16 protein-coding genes and 2 tRNA genes are annotated in these 18,869 nt (G+C 33.3%); 7 read left to right on the forward strand and 11 right to left on the reverse strand.

The features are described from left to right. Window positions 1-208: 208 nt before the first annotated feature. The 3 genes from HM984_RS16170 to mutS form a co-directional block, all read right to left on the reverse strand. Window positions 209-292, reverse strand: a tRNA-Leu gene (locus HM984_RS16170). Between the two features lie 45 nt (window positions 293-337). Further along, a tRNA-Gly gene (locus HM984_RS16175) sits at window positions 338-409 on the reverse strand. Window positions 410-502: 93 nt separating this feature from the next. Further along, window positions 503-3,115 (reverse strand): DNA mismatch repair protein MutS, encoded by a 2,613-nt coding sequence (gene mutS / locus HM984_RS16180; protein ID WP_179349922.1) that lies wholly within the window; start codon window positions 3,113-3,115, stop codon window positions 503-505. 295 nt (window positions 3,116-3,410) lie between these two features. Here mutS and HM984_RS16185 point away from each other — a divergent pair, with 295 nt between their 5' ends. Together HM984_RS16185 and HM984_RS16190 are read left to right on the forward strand one after the other, a co-directional pair. Continuing rightward, complete coding sequence (locus tag HM984_RS16185; protein WP_179349923.1) at window positions 3,411-3,941, forward strand: RNA methyltransferase; 531 nt, start codon at window positions 3,411-3,413, stop codon at window positions 3,939-3,941. A gap of 241 nt (window positions 3,942-4,182) precedes the next feature. Beyond that, entirely contained in the window at window positions 4,183-4,890 is a 708-nt protein-coding gene (locus HM984_RS16190; RefSeq protein ID WP_179349924.1) for a class I SAM-dependent methyltransferase, read from the forward strand. 102 nt (window positions 4,891-4,992) lie between these two features. On the opposite strand, the gene folK is transcribed toward HM984_RS16190, so the two are convergent. Continuing rightward, window positions 4,993-6,144 carry a 2-amino-4-hydroxy-6-hydroxymethyldihydropteridine diphosphokinase gene (folK, locus tag HM984_RS16195; RefSeq protein ID WP_179349925.1) on the reverse strand — a complete coding sequence of 384 codons (1,152 nt, stop codon included), beginning with the start codon at window positions 6,142-6,144 and terminating at the stop codon, window positions 4,993-4,995. A 71-nt stretch (window positions 6,145-6,215) separates the two neighbouring features. On the opposite strand from folK, the gene HM984_RS16200 reads away from it, so the two are divergent. The 5 genes from HM984_RS16200 (at window position 6,216) to HM984_RS16220 (ending at window position 11,643) form a co-directional block, all read left to right on the forward strand. Continuing rightward, on the forward strand, window positions 6,216-6,920 hold the full coding sequence (locus tag HM984_RS16200) for a queuosine precursor transporter (RefSeq protein WP_179349926.1): 705 nt from the start codon (window positions 6,216-6,218) through the stop codon (window positions 6,918-6,920). A 110-nt stretch (window positions 6,921-7,030) separates the two neighbouring features. Next, window positions 7,031-9,721 (forward strand): AsmA-like C-terminal region-containing protein, encoded by a 2,691-nt coding sequence (locus HM984_RS16205; protein WP_179349927.1) that lies wholly within the window; start codon window positions 7,031-7,033, stop codon window positions 9,719-9,721. Between the two features lie 115 nt (window positions 9,722-9,836). Beyond that, entirely contained in the window at window positions 9,837-10,700 is an 864-nt protein-coding gene (locus HM984_RS16210; protein WP_020895558.1) for a sigma-70 family RNA polymerase sigma factor, read from the forward strand. 102 nt (window positions 10,701-10,802) lie between these two features. Then, complete coding sequence (rpsU, locus tag HM984_RS16215) at window positions 10,803-10,997, forward strand: 30S ribosomal protein S21 (protein ID WP_020895559.1); 195 nt, start codon at window positions 10,803-10,805, stop codon at window positions 10,995-10,997. 130 nt (window positions 10,998-11,127) lie between these two features. Next, window positions 11,128-11,643 carry a gamma carbonic anhydrase family protein gene (locus HM984_RS16220; RefSeq protein WP_179349928.1) on the forward strand — a complete coding sequence of 172 codons (516 nt, stop codon included), beginning with the start codon at window positions 11,128-11,130 and terminating at the stop codon, window positions 11,641-11,643. A 21-nt stretch (window positions 11,644-11,664) separates the two neighbouring features. Here the strand turns inward: HM984_RS16220 and HM984_RS16225 are convergent, their stop codons facing one another. From HM984_RS16225 to porG, 7 genes are all read right to left on the reverse strand, one after another. Then, a complete protein-coding gene (locus HM984_RS16225; RefSeq protein ID WP_179349929.1) occupies window positions 11,665-12,012 on the reverse strand; it encodes a GTPase in 348 nt (115 codons plus the stop codon). Between the two features lie 120 nt (window positions 12,013-12,132). Continuing rightward, a complete protein-coding gene (gene murI, locus HM984_RS16230; protein ID WP_179349930.1) occupies window positions 12,133-12,912 on the reverse strand; it encodes a glutamate racemase in 780 nt (259 codons plus the stop codon). A gap of 64 nt (window positions 12,913-12,976) precedes the next feature. After that, window positions 12,977-13,477 carry an OmpH/Skp family outer membrane protein gene (locus HM984_RS16235; RefSeq protein ID WP_115812110.1) on the reverse strand — a complete coding sequence of 167 codons (501 nt, stop codon included), beginning with the start codon at window positions 13,475-13,477 and terminating at the stop codon, window positions 12,977-12,979. Between the two features lie 32 nt (window positions 13,478-13,509). After that, a complete protein-coding gene (locus HM984_RS16240) occupies window positions 13,510-14,619 on the reverse strand; it encodes an OmpH family outer membrane protein (protein ID WP_179349931.1) in 1,110 nt (369 codons plus the stop codon). A gap of 156 nt (window positions 14,620-14,775) precedes the next feature. Beyond that, window positions 14,776-17,400, reverse strand: a complete 2,625-nt coding sequence (bamA, locus tag HM984_RS16245) for an outer membrane protein assembly factor BamA (RefSeq protein ID WP_179349932.1) — start codon at window positions 17,398-17,400, stop codon at window positions 14,776-14,778. Beyond that, window positions 17,372-18,112, reverse strand: a complete 741-nt coding sequence (uppS, locus tag HM984_RS16250) for an undecaprenyl pyrophosphate synthase (protein ID WP_115812106.1) — start codon at window positions 18,110-18,112, stop codon at window positions 17,372-17,374. Before uppS ends, bamA begins: the two co-directional genes overlap by 29 nt. Continuing rightward, on the reverse strand, window positions 18,113-18,802 hold the full coding sequence (gene porG / locus HM984_RS16255) for a type IX secretion system protein PorG (RefSeq protein ID WP_179349933.1): 690 nt from the start codon (window positions 18,800-18,802) through the stop codon (window positions 18,113-18,115). Window positions 18,803-18,869: the final 67 nt, after the last annotated feature.

Below are 18,869 nucleotides of genomic sequence, written 5' to 3' on the forward strand. Positions count from 1 at the left end.
TTAAGATACGAAAATCAATGCTTCTTTGAAAATATAAAATATAAAAAAAGAGACTGCCTTTTTAGACAGCCTCTTTTATATTTCTAACTGGATTTAGCTTCTCCGAATCCCAGTTTCAACATGCAGAAAAAAAGCACCTTAATACCAACATTAGCGAACTTTTTAAAACCAAAAAAGCCGAAAACTTTCGTTTTCGGCTTTTCATCTGTACTGAAGACGGGACTTGAACCCGTACGTCCTAATGGACATTGGATTTTAAGTCCAACGTGTCTACCAATTCCACCACTTCAGCATCTTGATTACAGACTGTAATCAACTTGGTATTTTATATAATCAGAGCGAAAGATGGGATTTGAACCCACGACCTCCACCTTGGCAAGGTGATGCTCTACCCCTGAGCTACTTTCGCAATTTTAATGAACGTTTTCGCTTTCAAAGCGGATGCAAATTTAGAATTTAAATTCTAAATCCAAAGCCTTTTTTGAAAATTTTTTATTTTTTTTTACACTTGCTTATTCTTCAGCAACATTCTCTTAATTTCATTGAGTTTCATCAAGGCTTCAACAGGTGTTAACGTATCAATATCTGTATGCAAAATCTCATCCTTAATCTCCACTAATAGAGGATCATCGAGATTAAAAAAGCTTAATTGCAAATCGTCTTTAATACTTTTCACCTTATCCGTGAGTTCTTCACTTGAATGTGATTTCTCTAATTTAGATAAAATTTTATTTGCGCGTCTAATGACTTGTTGAGGCATTCCTGCCATTTTTGCCACATGAATTCCAAAACTATGTTCACTTCCTCCTTCAACAAGCTTTCTAACAAAAAGCACATTATCTTTTAATTCCTTTACAGCAACATTGAAATTTTTAATACGACCAAAGGTCTCGGTCATTTCATTTAACTCGTGGTAATGCGTTGCAAAAAGTGTTTTAGGCTTAGAAGGATGCTCGTGTAAGTATTCACTAATAGCCCAAGCAATAGAAATACCGTCATAAGTACTCGTTCCTCTTCCTATTTCATCTAAAAGCACCAAACTACGGTCAGAAATATTATTTAGAATAGAAGCCGTTTCATTCATCTCTACCATAAACGTAGATTCTCCCATCGAAATATTATCACTTGCTCCTACTCTCGTAAAAATCTTGTCTACTAATCCTATTCGCGCTTCACCTGCGGGCACAAAACTTCCTATTTGAGCTAACAACACGATTAATGCTGTTTGCCTTAAAATAGCCGACTTACCAGACATGTTTGGTCCCGTAATCATAATGATTTGCTGAGACTCTCTATCTAAAAACAAATCATTAGCAATATAAGGCTCACCGATTGGTAATTGTTTTTCTATTACAGGATGGCGACCATCTTTTATTTCTAAATCGTAACTATCGTCAATTTGTGGATACGTGTATTTATTCGCTTTTGCTAAACTTGCAAAACCACACAAACAATCTAATTGTCCAATTAACTGCGCATTCTGTTGTACCGAAATAATAAACTGATGCATCCAAGTCACTAAATCAGCAAATAACTTCTGCTCAATAGCCAAAATGCGTTCTTCAGCACCTAAAATTTTTGCTTCGTACTCTTTAAGTTCTTCAGTAATATAGCGTTCAGCATTGACTAAGGTTTGCTTACGAATCCATTCTTCTGGGACTTTATCTTTATGCGAATTTCGGACTTCAATATAATAACCAAAAACATTGTTTGAAGCTATTTTTAGAGATGTGATGCCAGTGCGCTCACTTTCGCGCTTCAACATATTATCCAAATAGATCTTTCCAGATTGCGATAAACCTCTTAGTTCATCTAACTCTTCTGAAAAACCTGAAGCAATTGAACTTCCTTTTAAAATGTTGACTGGCGCCTCTTCATTTAGAGTTTCCTTTATTTTATCTCGCAATAAATCACAGCGATGTAAATTATCTCCTAATACCTTTAAAGCTTCATTTTCGCACGTTTCAGCAACCGACTTTATAGGTACAATAGCTTCTAAAGAGTTTTTAAGTTGAATCACCTCACGAGGGCTCACCTTAGTCGTTGCTATTTTTGAAATAAGACGTTCAATATCCCCTATTTGTTTTATCTGCCCTTGAACCTTATTCAAAACAGCGTCATTTTCTAACAAATATTTCACCACTTCGTGGCGTTGCTTTATTTTCTCAGCATGCTTTAAAGGCAATGCCAACCAACGTTTTAACATTCGACCTCCCATTGCCGAAATAGTCTTATCAATAACATTAATCAATGTAACGGCATTGACATTCGTAGAATTATACAATTCTAAATTACGAATGGTGAATTTATCCATCCACACATAATCATCCGTTGCAATTCTCGAAATCGTAGCTATATGCTCCAACTTATTATGACGTGTTTCTCCTAAATAGTGAAGTACGACTCCTGAAGCGATAATCCCTTCATACAAATCTTCAATTCCAAAACCTTTTAGTGTCTTAGTGTTGAAATGCTTGGTTAATGTTTCATGTGCATAATCGGCTTGAAACACCCAATCTTCTAAATAAAAGGTATGAAAATCATTTCCGAAGGTTTCCGAAAACACTTTTCTACTTTGTTTTGAAATTAAGACTTCACTTGGATTAAAATTCTGAAGTAGCTTGTCAATATATTCTGCATTGCCTTGAGACGTTAAAAACTCGCCTGTTGAAATATCTAAAAATGCCACACCAATACGTTGCTTTTCAAAATATACCGCTGCTAAAAAATTATTAGATTTTGAATGTAGAATATCATCATTAAAAGCAACTCCTGGTGTTACCAATTCTGTAACTCCACGTTTTACAATGGTTTTGGTCTGCTTCGGATCTTCTAACTGATCACAAATGGCAACACGCTCACCTGCCTTTACCAATTTTGGTAAATACGTATTTAAAGAATGATGCGGAAAACCTGCTAATTCAATTTCACTTTCGCTACCAGCACCACGTTTGGTTAAAATGATATCTAAAATTTTAGACGCTTTTATAGCATCGCTACCAAAGGTTTCGTAAAAATCACCAACTCGAAATAATAATAGTGCATCAGGATATTTAACCTTGATGGCATTATATTGCTTCATTAACGGTGTTACTTTTTTTGCGGATTTTGCCAATGGGAATCTAGTTTTAAGTTCTATTTTTGCCTTGAATATGTTCAGAATTGCAAGTTTGCTAAATTACTTATATTTTGAGGTTTATTGAAACCGAAGAACTAGAAGTTATTTACAGATGTTGATAATTATATTCTAGACCTATCAGGTCTCACAAAACAAAAACACACCCCTAAAGTCCCCTCAAGGGGACAATTGTTAAAAATATCTTTCAGATTTTTTTTAACCGCAACAGTGAGACTGTCCCCTTGAGGGGACTTTAGGGGTGTATCAAAATTTAATTAAAAAATAAGTACAGTTGAAACGAAAACTAAAAAACGAAGAATTAGACAGATTAGAAGTTTCAGAATTTAAAGATGCTAAAAAGACGCCTATCATTATTATCCTAGATAATATTAGAAGTCTCAACAATATTGGTTCTGTATTTAGAACAAGCGATGCGTTCTTAATCGAGAAAATTTATCTCTGCGGCATTACTGCTCAGCCTCCACATAACGACATTAGAAAAACAGCCTTAGGAAGCACTGAAACCGTAGATTGGGAATATGCAGAACACACTTTAGATGTTGTTGAAAAATTAAAATCTAAAAATGTAAACATCTGTTCTATTGAACAAGCAGAAAACGCAACCATGCTCAATGATTTTAAACCTGAACCAAATACTAAATATGCCTTTGTTTTTGGTAACGAAGTTAAAGGTGTTGACCAAAACGTAGTTGATGCAAGTGATGTTGTGATTGAAATTCCGCAATATGGCACTAAGCACTCCTTAAATATTTCGGTGAGTTGTGGTGTTGTGGTTTGGGATGTGTTTTCGAAATTAAACTAACCCTATTGAAGAAAAATATTGAAAAAATAATGTCTGGTTGGGGAAAACAAATCACTTGTTTTTCAGCAATATTTGTAGCAAACCCTTATTCTTTTTGGTATGGCGTGCCATTTTACATTCTTGGTCTTTTACTACTTTGGAATTCAAAATTAACCAAGAATTTAAAGATAAAATGGTCACTTTATCCAGTATTCATTGTTGGCATAGTTTATAGCTTAATTAGTCTATTTTTATTAATTATATGATTAAAACATCAAAAACACCTTGGCCCACAAAAGACGCTATGCAACAAGTCTACGACATGCATCTGTGGGGTGGAAACGATTTTGATTTTTACTCAGGTGACGGTTCTCATAACATTAAAATTGTAGAACCTTATATTAATAGTATTACTCGGTTTTTAAAATCGCAGAACAATCCACTAACCGTTTGTGATTTAGGTTGTGGTGATTTCAATATCGGAAAACAACTCACCAAACACACTAAAAACTATATCGCTGTAGATATTGTTGACAGCCTCATTGAACGAAATAAAGCCTTATTTAAAGAAGACCGTTTAGAATTTCAGTGTTTAGATATTGTCAAAGACGAACTTCCCAAAGCAGATGTTGTTATTCTGAGACAGGTGTTACAACATTTATCTAATGCTGAAATCCAAAACGTGGTTGAAAAATTATCCAATTATAAATTTGTGATTCTTACCGAACATCTACCTCTTGGAGAGTTTGCACCTAATAAAGACATTATTTCTGGACAAGGTATTAGAATCAAAAAAAATAGTGGTGTTAATGTATTAGAAGCTCCTTTCAATTTGAAAATTGTTGAAGAACAAAAATTATCCGAAATCTTTTTAGATGACACTAAAGGAAAAATTGTAACGCTACTTTTTAAAATTATGCCACGAAGCTCCACAAAGAAGACGCAGAGATTCACAGAGGATTTATCGTAACTATTTCAATTTATTTCGAAACCAATGTTTAATGTTATCAAATAAAAACTTCAATCTACTAAAAACTGAGACTGAGATTAAAGCTCTGCGACTGAACACTACTTACTGCACACTGCTGCTTACCGAAGACTCGTTAATCTCTCCCAACAACCATAGATAATCGGCACGAGACTTCACAAAATCTTTATTCGAAATATCAATAATCTTAACATTCATCTCTTGCTGACTTTTTAAAAATTCAAGATAACCAGCATTAATTTTTTCGAGGTAATCGTCTTTGATGTCTTTTTCGTAATTACGTCCTCTTTTCTTTATGTTGGCCTGTAAACGCTCTGTATTTTGATAGAGATACACATACAAGTCTGGCTTAGCAATGTCTTTATAAACTTGATAGAACAGTTTTCGGTACAATCTAAACTCGTCTTCAGGTAAGGTTATCTTTGAGAAAATTAGAGATTTGTAGACGTCATAATCGCTGACCATAAAATCTTTGAACAAATCGAGTTGCGATAAATCGTCACTAATTTGCTGATACCGATCTGCTAAAAATGACATTTCTAATGTAAAGGCATATCGCTCTGGCTCTTTGTAAAATTTTGGTAAAAACGGATTATCGGCAAAACGCTCTAAAATCAACTTAGCATTAAAATCCTTAGAAATCTTATTTGCTAAACTTGTTTTTCCTGCTCCAATATTTCCTTCAATAGCGATGTAATTGTAATCGTTAAAAGTATATGCTTTTCTTGGATTCTTAAGCCAAATATTGACGTGTTCTATTTCAGAATCATCATGACATTCAGACAACAACCCTTCTATAGATTTATGGAGCTTTGGATGCTTAATATCTTTTGCAATATCCATAAGAGGTTGCAAAACAAACTTACGATTTTGTATTTGTGGATGCGGAATGACTAAGGTTTTTTCTTCAATAATTTCATCTTCAAAAAACAAAATATCTAAATCTATCTCTCTAGACTCATAACCTTTGGTTGCTTTAGATTTTCGCCCTAACTCTATTTCAATAGCCTGAAGCTCTTTAAGAACTCGCTTAGATTTCAATTCCGTTTCAACCGTTATACACGCATTAAAAAAATCGTCACCTTCAAAACCAAAAGCTGGTGTTTTATAAACATTAGAAATCTTTTTTATAGCACCAACGCGCTCAAAAACAGCGTTAACTGCAGATTGTAAATACTGCAATTTATTGCCTTTGTTACTCCCTAAAGCTATATGAATGGTTTTGGTTGGTCTCATAGAAGCAACAAAATAACTAAAACAAATTTTATAACTTTACCTTTACCAAAACTATTTATTAACCATTTTCAATGTCATTAAAAGACAAGCTTTTAGCCCAGCGTATTTACTTCTTACTTGGTGGACTTTTTATCACGTCACTAGTCGTTTCAAATTTAATATTTCAAAAGTTCTTTTATTGGCAGCCTTTTGAAGCTGAAATTTTTGGATCAAAATTATTTGAGGTTTCTGTTGGCATCTTACCTTATCCCATTACATTTCTAATTACCGATTTAATAAGTGAGATTTATGGAAAAAAACGTGCTAACGACATTGTGGTGGTTGGTATTTTCGCTTCACTATTCTCATTATTAATTATCTATATAGCATCTAGCGTACCTGCTACAAATTGGTCGTATGTTGATGACACCATGTTTAACAAAGTTTTTGGAAATACGTCGCTTGCTGTTTTCGCGAGTATGATTACATACTTATTTGCTCAATTTGTAGATATACAAATCTATCATTTTTGGAAACGATTAACCAAAGGCAAACACCTGTGGTTACGTAATAATTTCTCAACATGGTTTTCTCAATTCATAGACACCTTTACTATTGTGTCTTTACTTTGCACATTCGGAATTATAGATTGGGATAACTTCGCAGGACTACTCATTAGCGGCTTTATTTTCAAAGTTTTAGTCGCGTTGTTAGACACACCATTCTTATATCTTGGGGTGTATTTATTTAGAAAGCGTTTTAAACTAAACGTAAATGAGGAAATAAATTTATTATAACCGCTAAACAAAACATTAAAATCTTCTTAAACTTACCGACTTTAGCAACTTTTATACGGAATTTTGCGTATATAACGAAGAAGCTATTTTAAAACCCAGAAATACTAATTATGAAGAAAGTCCTCAAAATTGTTGGAATCATTTTACTCTTTTTTATTGCGATACTTATTGCAATACCATTTTTTTTAGAATCTAAAATAGATACTATTGTTCAGAACTATGCAGATGAAAACCTAAACGCCGAATTAACTTTTGATGATATAAGCCTGAGTCTTATTAGTAGTTTTCCTAAAGCTGCAATAAGTGTCGATAACTTAAAAATCATAAATCGTGCTCCTTTTGAAGGCGAAACCTTAGCCACGGCAAAGTCATTGTCTTTTGAAATGGGTATTATGCAACTATTACAAGGCACAGAAGAACCTCTTGAAGTCAATGAAATAATAGCTAATGAGCTACTTTTGGTTATAAAAACCAATAAAACAGGTGCTGTAAATTATGATATTGTAAAAGAAAGCGAAACGGAATCTGCACCTGTAGAAACAGAAACCTCAAGTGGTTTTAGTTTTGATATTGATAACTATGAACTTAATAATAGCGCGTTCACCTATATTGATGACACGTCTAATATGGCGTTTTATCTTACTGAAATTAACCATAAAGGAACAGGTATCTTTTCTGGCGGTAAATCTGAATTAGATACTCACACAGAAGCTAATGTTACTTTTGCCATGGATAGCACAGAATACTTAAGTAATAACAGTATTAAATTAGACGCGCTTATAGATCTAGATTTAGACCAACAAAAATATACATTTAAAGAAAACAAAGGATACATCAATGCTTTACCCTTAGAATTTGATGGTTATGTACAGTTGGTGGAAGCCGGACAACAAATAGATATTACGTTTAAAAACCCTGAAGCCTCATTCAAAGATTTCTTGGCTATAATTCCGAAGGCTTATGCTAAGGATATTGAAAACGTAACCACCACTGGGAACTTTACGGTTAATGGTATTATAAAAGGATTGGTTTCGGATGAAACAATTCCGACCTTAGATATTAATCTAAATTCTAGTAATGCATCATTCAAATTCCCTGACCTTCCAAAAAGCGTTCGAAATATAGCAATTGATGCCTCTATAAAAAACACAACTGGTAATGTAGATGATACGTTTGTAAATATTAACAAACTGAATTTTCAAATTGATGAAGATATTTTTAAATCTGAAGCGTCTATAAAAAACCTCACCAAAAACATGTTGGTAGCGGCTAAATTAGATGGTGTTCTAAATTTAGCGAACATCACTAAAGCTTATCCTGTTGAATTAGAAAATGAGTTGAGTGGAATTTTAAAGGCAAACGTTAGTACTTCTTTTGATATGGATGCTATTGAAACCAACGCGTACCAACGTATTAAAAACGTTGGAAGTGTATCCTTATCTAATTTTGTATTTTCTTCTGATGACATTTTAAATCCTATTCAAATCAACAAAGCAGACTTAACCTTTAAGCCAGGTACAGTAAGCTTAAATAGTTTTGATGCCCAAACAGGCAAAAGTGATTTCACGGCTACAGGAACCATTAATAATCTACTAGGTTTTATGCTAAGTGATAAAAACTTAGAAGGTAATTTTAATTTGAATTCTAATACGTTTGCCCTTTCAGATTTTATGTCTGAAGATACCTCTACGACAACAACGGAATCTTCAACTAAAACAAATGAAAACACGGCTGCAGCTGAATCCCTTAAGATTCCTGCATTTTTAGATTGTACCATTACGGCTAACGCTAAAACGGTGATTTATGATAATCTGAATTTAAAAAATGTAAAAGGGCAGTTGGTGATAAAAGACCAAACAGCTAGTCTTAAAAACATGACTACAGATATTTTTAATGGTCAATTGGGTATTTCTGGTAATGTTTCTACGAAATCTGCAAAACCAAGTTTCGACATGAAATTAGGAATGCAAAACTTTGACATATCACAATCCTTCAAAGATTTAGAAATGCTGAAGGCTTTAGCACCTATCGCACAAGTATTACAAGGAAAATTAAATTCTACTATTGATATCAGCGGATTTTTAGACGAAAGCTTTTCTCCAGATTTAACAACGATGTCTGGAAGTGCTTTGGCTGAGATTTTAACAGACAAAGTAGACACAAGCAACAGTCCTTTGCTTACTAGCTTAGATAGCAAATTAGATTTTATTGATTTTAGTAAATTAGATTTAAAAGACATTAAAACGAATCTAACTTTTGAGAATGGTAGTGTTTCTGTAAAACCATTTACAATTAATTATAAAGATATTCCTATTGAAGTTTCGGGTTCTCATAGTTTTTCAAACACTATGAATTACAGTGCCGTTTTACAAGTCCCAGCGAAGTACTTAGGGAGTGAGGTGAATCGTTTAATTGGTAAGATTAATGATAACGAAGTGAATAAGCTAACGGTTCCTGTTACTGCAAACATTGGAGGCACATTTGCGAGTCCTAGTATAAAAACAGATTTAACCTCTGGAGTTACTAATTTAACCAAACAATTAGTTGAAATTGAAAAGCAAAAATTAATTGGGAAAGGAAAAGATAAGGTTAGTGATTTGCTAAGTGGACTTTTAGGAGGAAACACAAACACCACTAAAACAGATTCTACCACAACAAAAGAAGACGCCACAAAAGAAGATACCACCAAACAAACAACGGAAGACAAAGTTAAAGAAGGAGTCGGTAATATACTGGGAGGACTATTAGGTGGAAAGAAAAAAACTGAAACCAAAAAAGAGACGGATTCGACTCAAAATTAAAGTACGAACTGAAAAAGCACTCCATTTCTCCCAATTTATGTTAATAATTACACATTTATTTGCTTTTCTTAATAATTAGATTACATTGAAGGTTCACTAAATTTCAAAAGAATACATGAGGCAATTAAAAATCACCAAGCAGGTTACTAACAGAGAAGATAAATCGTTAGATAAATATTTACAGGATATTAGTAAAATTCCTTTGATTACTGCAGATGAAGAAGTCGAGCTAGCACAGCTCATTCGAAAAGGTGATCAGGCTGCATTAGATAAATTAACAACGTCTAACCTTAGGTTCGTTGTTTCAGTTGCAAAGCAATACCAAAATCAAGGTTTAAAGTTACCCGATTTAATTAATGAAGGTAATGCTGGTTTAGTAAAAGCAGCTAAGCGTTTTGATGAAACTAGAGGTTTTAAGTTTATTTCTTATGCTGTTTGGTGGATTAGACAAGCTATTTTACAAGCGTTAGCAGAACAGTCGCGTATTGTTAGGCTACCATTAAATAAAATTGGTACCATAAATAAGATTAATAAAGCATTTTCTCATTTAGAACAAATTAATCAAAGACCTCCAAATGCAGATGAGATTGCTCGCGAATTAGATATTAGTGTTCGTGAAGTAAAACAATCTATGAAAAATTCTGGTCGTCACCTTTCTATGGATGCACCATTAAAAGATGGAGAAACGTTTAGTTTGTATGATGTTGTAAGTTCTGGTGAATCACCAAGACCTGACATGGCTTTAATGAAAGAGTCTTTAAACACAGAAGTTGAACGTGCTCTAGAAACACTAACTCAAAAGGAAAGTGACGTGATTCGTTTAAATTTCGGAATAGGAGATCAACCACCAATGACCCTTGAAGAAATAGGTAGTATTTACGATTTAACTCGTGAGCGTGTAAGACAAATTAGAGAAAAAGGAATTCGAAGATTAAGGCATGCGAGCAAGAGTAAAATCTTAAAAACATACTTAGGTTAAAAATAAATTTCTAAAACATTGAATTAATTTTTTATTTTCAAATAGTTAGCATATATTTGCCGACCATTTGCAAGAAATAGTTAACAAAAATATATCGATATAATGATTAAAATCGAAATCAAAGAAGGAGAAAATATAGAACGTGCACTTAAGCGTTACAAGCGTAAACACAGAAATGTGCAAATTATGCAAAACTTAAGAGAGAAGCGTTATTTCGCAAAACCTTCTGTTAAGAGAAGAAGAGAAGTTCAGAAAGCTGAATACATTCAAGGTTTAAGAGACGCTGAAAATATATAAACATTATATTTATATAACGTAATACTAAAGAGTAGCAATTTTTGCTGCTCTTTTTTTATACACAAAATTCTGATTATTATAGATTTCATTTTATCTTGAAAAACTTTAGAACTCATTAAACTCATAATTTATGCCAATAATAAAAGCCGTTAGAGGAAAACACCCTCAAATCTCAGAGGATTGCTACATCGCAGAAAATGCAACTATAGTTGGAGACGTCACAATAGGAAAACAATGTAGCATATGGTTTAATGCCGTAATTAGAGGTGATGTGCACTATATAAAAATGGGGAACAAGGTAAATATACAAGATGGTGCAGTTATCCATGCTACGTATCTTAAATCGCCTACAACCATTGGCAATAATGTTTCTATAGGACATAACGCTATAGTACACGGTTGTACCATAAAAGACAATGTGCTCGTTGGTATGGGAAGTATTATAATGGACGATTGTATTATAGAAAGCAATAGTATTATTGCTGCAGGAGCAGTACTAACTAAAAACACTCTGGTAGAATCCGGAAGTATTTATGCCGGTGTACCAGCAAAAAAAGTTAAGGCTATTAGCAAAGAATTAATCTCTGGTGAAATTGATAGAATTGCAGATAACTATGTAGAATATTCTAGTTGGTTTAAGGACTAAAGAGTAAACCATGTTAAACACTTAAAGTTGAAACTTTAATCGCTCAATTAAATCTTCAATAGTAGACAGCGCTTTTAAAGCTTCAGAATTTAGAACCGTTGAAATTTCCTGATCTTCTAATTTTAAAATCGTTGGATAAATCATATTAACATTAGGAAAGGTAGTTTCAAACTCATCCTTGTGATAGAATTCCATGTCGACCTCACTTTGTGTTCTAAAATTCTTCCAGATGTTGTTTTCTGTAAAAGTATTATGCGTTAATGCACATAAAGAACATTTATACGTGGACGGACTTATTAACTTGTGTCCTGATTCCAACAAAGCATTCAGTTTACCTGAGTTAGCATTATAAACAAATAGTAATTTCATGTATGCATCTTTATGTTTAAGACTATTAATGCGCTTCGCCATTTATAAGTCCTTTATCAGATAACGCCTTTAAATCTAGCGTTTCATAATGCATTAGTAGATAGTAAACAGAAAACCTTACTAGAAATCTAAATAAGACCCCTCAAAATTATAATCTAAAATTGAATTTAAAACCGTAATATCTCCATTAGAGAATAGTTGAATTATGGGTTGATTACCAGAATCATTAAGTAAACCAAGTGCTATTAATACAGTTTGGGTCTGTTTTGCAACTGCCCTACCTGAATCAATAATTTTTACATGCTTAGGAAGCATTTTAGTAAGCATAGGAATGAGGTAAGGATAATGCGTGCATCCTAGAACCAAGTAATCTATATTCTGCTTTAGCATAGGCTCTAAATAGATATCTAAATAAGACTGCATTTCTTTAGAATCAATTTGACCGGTTTCAATTAGCGGTACAATACCTTCACCTACTTGTTCTATAATTTTAATGTCCTTAGAATATAAGTCAGTAGTTTTATGAAAAAGCTGACTGCTTAAAGTGCCTTTGGTTGCGAGAATACCAATAGCTTTGGTTTGTGTATTTAAAGCCGCTGGTTTTATAGCCGGTTCAATGCCAATAAATGGAATATCATAATTTTTTCTTAGATAATCTATTGCATTTGTAGTAGCTGTATTACAAGCCACCACAATAATTTTACAACCTTTATTAATAAGAAATTCGGTATTCTTAACGCTTAATAGGACTATTTCCTCTTCTGATAAGTTGCCATAAGGTGCGTTTTTGCTATCCGCTAAATAGATACAATTCTCATTTGGCAATAGCGCGTGAATCTCCTTAAAGATAGATGTACCTCCAATTCCAGAATCAAATATGCCAATAGGATTATTACTCATGTATACAAAAATAAAAAGTCGCTTAATAATAAGCGACTTTCTAAATAATTATTTTTAAATAGGATTACATTCCTAATTGCTTTTTAACATCTGCCATAAGATCTTTACCATCTTTAACAATCAGCATTGCTGCGTCAAAAACATACTGAATACCTTGTGCTTTAGCAACTGTATTGATCGCTTTATCTGCTTTCTCTACAATAGGCTTTAAAAGATTAAATTCTTTCTCTTGTAAATCTTTTTGAGCTTGTTGTTGGTACTCACCTAAACTTTGTTTGATACCTTCAACTTCCTTCATACGATCCATATTGGTTTGCTCTGTTTGCGTTTCAGCTTCAGCATTATACTGCTTAAGTTTAACGTCTAACTCCTTTAATGATGTCTGAATCGTAGCTTCATAAGTTTTACTCAATTTATCAATCTCAGTTTGAGCTTGAGCGTAAGCAGGCATTGCTTTAATTAAGTCTTGCTTATTAATATGTGCAACATTGCTTTGAGCAGAAGTTAAACTTGTAGCTCCTATAAAAAGTACTGCTGCAAATAATAAAGTTTTTAAATTTTTCATTTGATTTTAATTGTATTACGTGTTATAAATTGTTAATTATTGTCTTCGTTTTTCTTTGCCTTAGCAATAGAATCGTTCTTCTTTACTTGTCTTTCACGCTCTTCACGTGCTTTTAAACGTTGCTCTATTATTTTCTTTTTTCTATCCTCTAATTCTTTTTGACGCGCTTCTCTATCCTTTAATTTTTGAGCGCGTTCGGCTGCTGCTATTTCCGCAGCTGTTAAAGGTGTTTTAGAATTGATACTATCTTTTTGTACTGCTCCTTGTGCTTTAGTACTATCTGTTTTAACTACAGGTGCCGTTTTAGTTGTACTATCTTTTACAACCGTTTTAGCTTCCTGTGAAGATTCAGATCTTTTATTCTTCTCATCAATTACTTTTTGACGACGCTCTTCAGCTTCCTTTTTCTTAGCATCTCTCAATGCTTGTTGAGCTGCACGTCTATCTTCCGTTGCCTTTTCGCGTTCTGCTCGCTTATCTGCTAATTCTTTTTCACGCTTTGCTTTAAGATCCTCTAATGCCTGCTGACGCGCATCTTTACCTGTATCTACAACAGGTACTACTTCCTCGTCTTCTAATTCTTGACGTTCCTTCTTGCTTTTAGCTTGCGATCGTTTAGACGTACGTGTTATAGTTCTTAAAACTTGCTCACTCATATCATAACGTTCAGCCGAATACAACATTACAACATCTGCAGATTTATCAAAAACAAAATCGTAACTTTTAGTTTCTGCTATTTCTTGTACAGCTGCAAAAATCTGATCTTGGATAGGCTCAATTAACTGACGCTTTTGAATCATTAAATCTCCTTCAGGTCCAAAACGTTTTTGTTGATAATCTAAAACCTCAGCTTCTTCAAAAGTGATGTCCTCAAAACGTTCATTATACAACTCCTTGGTTAAAAGAACGCTTTCATTATCTAGCTCTTTCTTTTTTTGCGCTATAACATTTAATTTGGTTTCAATTTCAGACTTCCAATCTTGCACCTTTTTATCTAACTGAGAAGATGCTTCTTGATATTCTGGCACATTTTGTAAAATGTACTCAGTATCAATGTAACCAATTCTTACGCCACGCTGTGCATTTACACTAAAACTAACAAGGCTTATTATTATTAATAAAAAAAGAACTTTAAATTTCATCATTTTTGTTTTTATGTTTTGAGACATTTTATTTGTAAAACTCAATGTGTTATCATTTTAGTGTTACTAATCTTCAAATTTAACGAAATATATTCTTAAAAATTTTAACAACATGATGAAATTCTTGTTTAGCTATTAGAAAATATCGTGCCAAACTTAAAATTGTTGACCAATTATGAAGTGCGTTTCCCAATTTTTAACTGCTGTCCCATAAGGAGATTCATCAAATGCATGACCGAAATCTATACCAAGTAAACCAAAGGCTGGCATAAATATACGTAATCCAAAACCTGCAGATCTCTGAAGTTTAAATGGATCATAATCTTTAAAGTCATTTACAGACGTACCTGCTTCTAAAAATGAAAGTGCATATATTTTAGCTTGTGCACCTAAAGTAATAGGATAACGTAACTCTAATGAGAACTTACTATAAATTGAACCACCATCTTGAGACGATAATGATTGATTAGGATAACCACGTAATTGAACAACTTCTCTTCCATCTAATGAAAAGTTACCTAAACCATCACCACCAACAAAGAACCTTTCAAAAGGAATAACTCCTCTATCATTATTATAAGCTCCAAGGAAACCAAATTCTACACTAGGACGTAAAACTAACTTTTTGGTTAATGCTTGGTACCAATCTGCTTTAAATTTAATCTTATAAAATTCGAGCCATTTAAAACGTTCTTGGTCAATTTCTGCTATTCTTGATTGTGCATCGTTGTAAGCTGCAGTTTCCTGTAAGCTAGGATTAGAATTATTTTGATAATCACTAATCGTTTCGCTTTGATCAGCTCTATCGTCTTTTAATTCACTATAATCTACTCCATTTACTAATGAGTATGGGAATGAAAATTTAGCAGAAACAGAAAAACTAGAACCACCAGTTGGGAAAATAGGATCATTATAAACGTCACTTCTACTTAAACCAATTGTATATGATAAGTTATTTGAGGTACCATCTCCAAAAGTAAATAAACCTGTGTTATAATTTTGAAGGTCATAGTGCTGGTAACTGATAGCCTGAGACAATAGAAAGTAATCATCTGGTTCTGCTAATCGTGTTGAAACACCAAAGGTTAAACCTGTAATATTAAAGCTTTTGTCTTTATCAGCACTTCCTGTACTAGAATCGTATAAAAATTGTCTCGAATGTGACAATGACGATGATAATTGATATGGTTTTTTACCACCAAACCATGGCTCACTAAAAGAGAAACTATAAGTTTGAAAAAACTGACTTGCCTGAAGTCTCAATGCTAAACTTTGACCATCTCCTCTTGGCACCGGCTTATACGCCTCACCATTAAAAATATTTTTTATTGAAAAGTTATTGAATGACAAACCTAAGGTACCAATAAAGCCACCGCCACCATAACCACCTTGTAGTTGTATTTGACTAGAACCTTGCTCTACTAAAGCGTATTCTACGTCTAGAGTTCCATCTACAGGATTTGGATTTTTAATATCTGGTACAATTTGTTGTGCATCAAAATAACCTAACTGTCCAAGTTCTCTAATTGTTCTAATAATATCAGACTTTCTGTATAATTCTCCCGGACGTGTTCTAATCTCTCTATAGATAACATGGTCATTAGTAACATCATTACCGACTACAGTGATATTGTTATAATAAGCTGGTTTACCTTCAGAAATACGGATTTCCATATCTATGACATTCCCTTCTGCACTTACTTCTACAGGGTTAATCGTAGAGAACATATAACCAAAGTTTTGGTAGGCATTTGTAATATCATTTGCATCTGGATTACTGTCATCCGCGATACGTTCTCTCAACTCTACACCATTATAAGTATCGCCTTCTTTTATACCTAGTAGGTTAGATAATTGCTGATCTGAATAGATGGTATTACCAACAAAAGTAATTTTACCAAAAGTATATTGCTCACCTTCTTCTACCTTAATATCTAAACTAATTGTTTTTTCATCTAAATAAGAAATAGAGTCTGATATAATTCTGGCATCACGGTAACCGTTCTCTTTATAATAATCTACAACACTTATTAAATCTTCTCTAAAATCGTCTTCAATATATTTAGAACGTTTTAAGATTCGAATGAAGTTCTTTTGCTTCGTGTTCTTCATCGCTTTACGAAGCTTCTTATCCACTATCTTTTCGTTGCCTTCAAAATTAATGGTCTTAATCTTTACTTTTTCACCTTTATCAATAGCAATACGCATGTTAACACGTTCTTTCTCTACCGAGTCAATAACTTCTGATGTGATAATCCTAACATCTGTATTTAAAAATCCCTTTTTTCTATACTTATTAGTAAGGTAGTTCTTAGTTGTTGCGATAAGGTTTTCTGTAACTTTCTGACCAGACTTAAGTTTGTTCTCGTCAATAATTTCCTCCTTTTTCCCTTTCTTAACTCCTTCTATTGTAAGATCTTTAAGTTCTGGCAAATCACTAAGATGTATCTCTAAATTTGCATTCTTACCATCTATATCAGTTATATAAATATCTATACTACTAAATAAGTTAGATTTCCACAATGTCTTTACTGCGTTGGCGATTTTCTCACCACCAACTTGAATTTCTTCATCCTTTCTAAGTTTAGAATAGGCAATAATAGTTTGTGCACTAAAATTAGTGTTACCAGTAACATTAATCTCCTTAATTAAATAAGTTTCTCCTCCCTCTACTTGAGCGTAACTGCTAAATGAAATTGTAAAGAGGAATGCAACACAAAAAAGCTTAATATATGACTTCAATATTGCGGTATTAGGTAAGTTGTTCGCTTGTTTTTCCAAATCTTCGTTCTCTGTTTTGATAGTTTATGAGTGCCTCATATAGATTTTCTTTTGAAAAATCTGGCCATAAAACATCTGTAAAATATAGTTCTGCGTAGGCTATTTGCCATAGTAAAAAATTACTGATACGTTGCTCACCACTTGTGCGAATAAGCAGGTCAACGTCTGGTAAATTTTGCGTGTAAAGATGCTTATTAATAATTGATTCGTCAATACTTTCAGAAGAAATTATATTATTTTTAACTTTAACCGACAATTCTTTAATAACATTAACAATTTCTTCACGAGAACCATAGCTTAAGGCTAAAGTTAATGTCATATTAGAATTATTTTTAGTTTTTTCTATAACTCCTAAGAGTTCTTGATGCGCTTTTTTAGGTAAATCGTTTAGATTCCCAATAGCACATAATTTAATATTATTCTCTTGAAATGTTTTAATTTCTTTCTTTAGAGACTTTACTAACAGTCGCATTAAGGTTTGCACCTCTAGTTTAGGTCTGTTCCAGTTTTCTGTAGAAAAAGCATAAAGCGTTAGGTTCTTAATCCCTAACTCTGCACAAGCTTCAACCGTTTGTCTAACAGATTTTGTTCCATTTTCATGACCAACAACACGCATCAACCCTTGTTGTTTTGCCCAACGACCATTACCATCCATAATAATTGCTAGATGGGCAGGAAGTTTCTCTTTATTTATTTGTTCTTTTAAGCTCATTTAAAAATTGCAGTAACAAGGTCTTCGACCAAAGGTGTAAGTTAAGGTAATTCCTGTAAACATATACCAATCTGTATTATTTGTATTTCCAAAAGCGAAGCTTTCTCTATCTTCAGAATCAGGTGTACTTCCATCCAATTCGTCAGAAAACGTATAACGCGCTCCAATTTCTCCAGCTAAAACAAACTGATCAGCAATACGTGTTTTATAACCTAGCACTATAGGAATCCCAAGCGCCCAACTAGATGTGTCTTCTGAGACATACTCACCACTGTTTGTAAAATAATAATTATCGTGATTTGTAAGTGTAATTCCAGAATATAAATAAGGAGTCCCCTTTGTATCAATAGCATGAAGATCGAAATCAAAAAATGTAAATTCCATACCTGCTGAAATCTCAATTATGCTAGTATCAAATTCGTAATCGCGTTCTATTCTTCTTGGGTCATCAGAATCGCGATCAATTCCTTTTAAGTCAGAAAAAATAACTGAAGCCCTAAATGAATGTCTCGCACTTCGGTTCCATTTTGCTAAAATACCAAATGCTGCCTGATTTGGAGAGATATAATCCGTAGCTCCAACATCTCCAATAAAATTACTTCCGCCTGCAAATACGCCAACCTCATAAATCTGAGCATCAACATTCCTGGGGATAAAAGCACATAATAAAAGCAGAAAAAAATACTTCATAGAGTTTTCAAAGTTTGCAAATATAACAATTCTGATTTGTGCACAATAATTTGACACAAATAGTCTT

Source organism: Winogradskyella pacifica (assembly GCF_013403915.1).
Lineage (GTDB): Bacteria > Bacteroidota > Bacteroidia > Flavobacteriales > Flavobacteriaceae > Winogradskyella > Winogradskyella pacifica.

Coding starts and splice junctions, on each gene's coding strand:
- murI (WP_179349930.1), bottom strand. CDS start 12,912: ATGAGTAATAATCCTATTGGCATATTTGATTCTGGAATTGGAGGTACA.
- HM984_RS16210 (WP_020895558.1), top strand. CDS start 9,837: ATGAGGCAATTAAAAATCACCAAGCAGGTTACTAACAGAGAAGATAAA.
- folK (WP_179349925.1), bottom strand. CDS start 6,144: ATGAGACCAACCAAAACCATTCATATAGCTTTAGGGAGTAACAAAGGC.
- HM984_RS16220 (WP_179349928.1), top strand. CDS start 11,128: ATGCCAATAATAAAAGCCGTTAGAGGAAAACACCCTCAAATCTCAGAG.
- HM984_RS16205 (WP_179349927.1), top strand. CDS start 7,031: ATGAAGAAAGTCCTCAAAATTGTTGGAATCATTTTACTCTTTTTTATT.
- HM984_RS16190 (WP_179349924.1), top strand. CDS start 4,183: ATGATTAAAACATCAAAAACACCTTGGCCCACAAAAGACGCTATGCAA.
- porG (WP_179349933.1), bottom strand. CDS start 18,802: ATGAAGTATTTTTTTCTGCTTTTATTATGTGCTTTTATCCCCAGGAAT.
- HM984_RS16235 (WP_115812110.1), bottom strand. CDS start 13,477: ATGAAAAATTTAAAAACTTTATTATTTGCAGCAGTACTTTTTATAGGA.
- HM984_RS16200 (WP_179349926.1), top strand. CDS start 6,216: ATGTCATTAAAAGACAAGCTTTTAGCCCAGCGTATTTACTTCTTACTT.
- HM984_RS16225 (WP_179349929.1), bottom strand. CDS start 12,012: ATGAAATTACTATTTGTTTATAATGCTAACTCAGGTAAACTGAATGCT.
- uppS (WP_115812106.1), bottom strand. CDS start 18,112: ATGAGCTTAAAAGAACAAATAAATAAAGAGAAACTTCCTGCCCATCTA.
- HM984_RS16240 (WP_179349931.1), bottom strand. CDS start 14,619: ATGAAATTTAAAGTTCTTTTTTTATTAATAATAATAAGCCTTGTTAGT.
- rpsU (WP_020895559.1), top strand. CDS start 10,803: ATGATTAAAATCGAAATCAAAGAAGGAGAAAATATAGAACGTGCACTT.